Genomic DNA, 1969 nt, shown 5'->3' with positions numbered 1-1969 from the left:
AGCGAATGTTGGCGAATTAAATGAAACAGCAGTAATGAATACAGCAGATAACAGTAATTATGATAATTCTAACATTAAAACTGATAAAATAGTAGTACAGAACAACTTGAAGGAACAAGAACAAAATAATCAGCAAAATGCGAACTTTATTCACATTAACACTTCTGGATATGAATTATGTCATCATGCAGGAGTGCTTGTATTTAGTTCACTTCTTGACGGACTAAAACATTTATCAGAAAATGTAAAGTTGATAAAACAATGGATAGTTGGTATACTATTAGGTGCAATGAATATAGAACAGACAAAACTATTAGATTTTAATTCAGTAGAAGTAATAATAGGCAAAGTAATAAGGAGTCTTGAGACCCAACGAGAACGGCTGGTAAAGATGTCAGAAGAAGAACAGTTAAGGAACATGGTATTAAAATATAATGGAGAGATAGTAAAAATAGAGCAGGAGAAAGATTTTTATATTGACCCGCATATAAAACATTACACAGGAGTAAAGAAGCTACTCAAAGGATGGTGTCCTGGGATAAGATTTGCAGACACGATAATGAACCTGGATTTCATACACACCAAGGACGGGCATCCCGTATATGTTGAAGACAGTGATAATTTTAATGATGCACGAATACGTTTTAAACAGATACTTAAAAAATTTCGCAAAGTAGTAGGGATACCTGAAGAAAAAGTAATCACATACATAGCAGACAGGGGACTTTACAAAATAGAGTTATTTAATGAATTCATGAAAGAAGGGAGCAAACAACATTTTATAATATGGGAAAAGGGTTACAAAAAAGATAAATGGGAAGAAAAAACAGAAACAGAAGTAAGAGGAGAGTTTGAAATGTTCAGAGCACGTAACAGTGCTGATGATTTATTGAAGTACACATTTAAATATATTGACAGACGGTGGGATAAAGATAGCAAAATCAGGCAGATAATAGTAAGAGCAACAAATCCTAATGGGAATATGATAGAAGTATCTATATTAGCCAGTGATACAGAAAGGGATGTTGTAGAGATAATAAAATTGATGTTTAAAAGGTGGTTGCAGGAAAATGATTTCAAGTATTTAGACGAACATTTTGGAATCAATGAAATAACAAGCTACATGGCAAAGCCATATTGCAATGAGATGGCAACAAGTCTTGTAGATGTACAGATTAAGACAGGGGAATATAAGGCATTACAAATGAACATGGCAGATGTAAAAAAAAGATTATCAAAACTTTTACTACAAAAACATTTAAGTGATAAAGAAAAAGTAGACAGGGACAATAAAATAGAGCAATTAACGAAACAGTTAAAAGAGTACAAAGTACGACTTGAAAATACGCAAAAAGAAGTTTCACGACTTAATACAGTAATAAATGAAGGTTACTTTAGAATGACAACATCTACCAAGGCATTGATGGATGCAGTAAAAATAACTGCCCGTAATATGTTTTATGAGGGATTTAAGCCATTCAAACAGCTGTATAACAATTACCGGGACGACCATGTGATTTTTAGGAATTTAACCCGTGCATTAGGTGGTGTTTCTTTTGGAGAACAGGTAGTTGATGTTGTTCTATACCCTACTATGAATTACCAGGGTAAAACCAAAAAAGTAATAGAACAACTATTAGAAAACATAAATAAAACCCTTCCCAGTATGCCTGATGGTTCAAACAGAATCTTAAAATTTTCACTGGGACAAAAAGCGAGTAAACTTTTTAGTATATTACCGTTTTATAAAGGAGAATAGATAAAAAAATTATCCGAGTTGTACACGGGCTCTGCCCGAAATTTCAACCTTAATTGAGAGCATTTAATTGGCGATTTATCCATTTACCGCTTCCGTCTATATATATGAGTTCTGAACTTTTGCGGGTTAAACTCATTTACAAACACTGCGTGATGCTCTGGCATTTGCAGCGTTTTCAGAGTTGTTATTTCTGCTATAAGTTTGGCAGGT

General features: G+C 33.4%; 1 protein-coding gene. It reads left to right on the top strand.

Annotated features, from left to right (window positions below; genetic code table 11):
- Positions 1-1759 (top strand): hypothetical protein (locus HY951_15040; GenBank protein ID MBI5541379.1); only part of this gene is annotated, 1759 nt, incomplete at its 5' end.
- Positions 1760-1969: the final 210 nt, after the last annotated feature.

The organism is Bacteroidia bacterium, assembly GCA_016218155.1.
Taxonomy (GTDB): domain Bacteria; phylum Bacteroidota; class Bacteroidia; order Bacteroidales; family GWA2-32-17; genus GWA2-32-17.
This window is presented reverse-complemented; position numbering and strand designations above follow the sequence as displayed.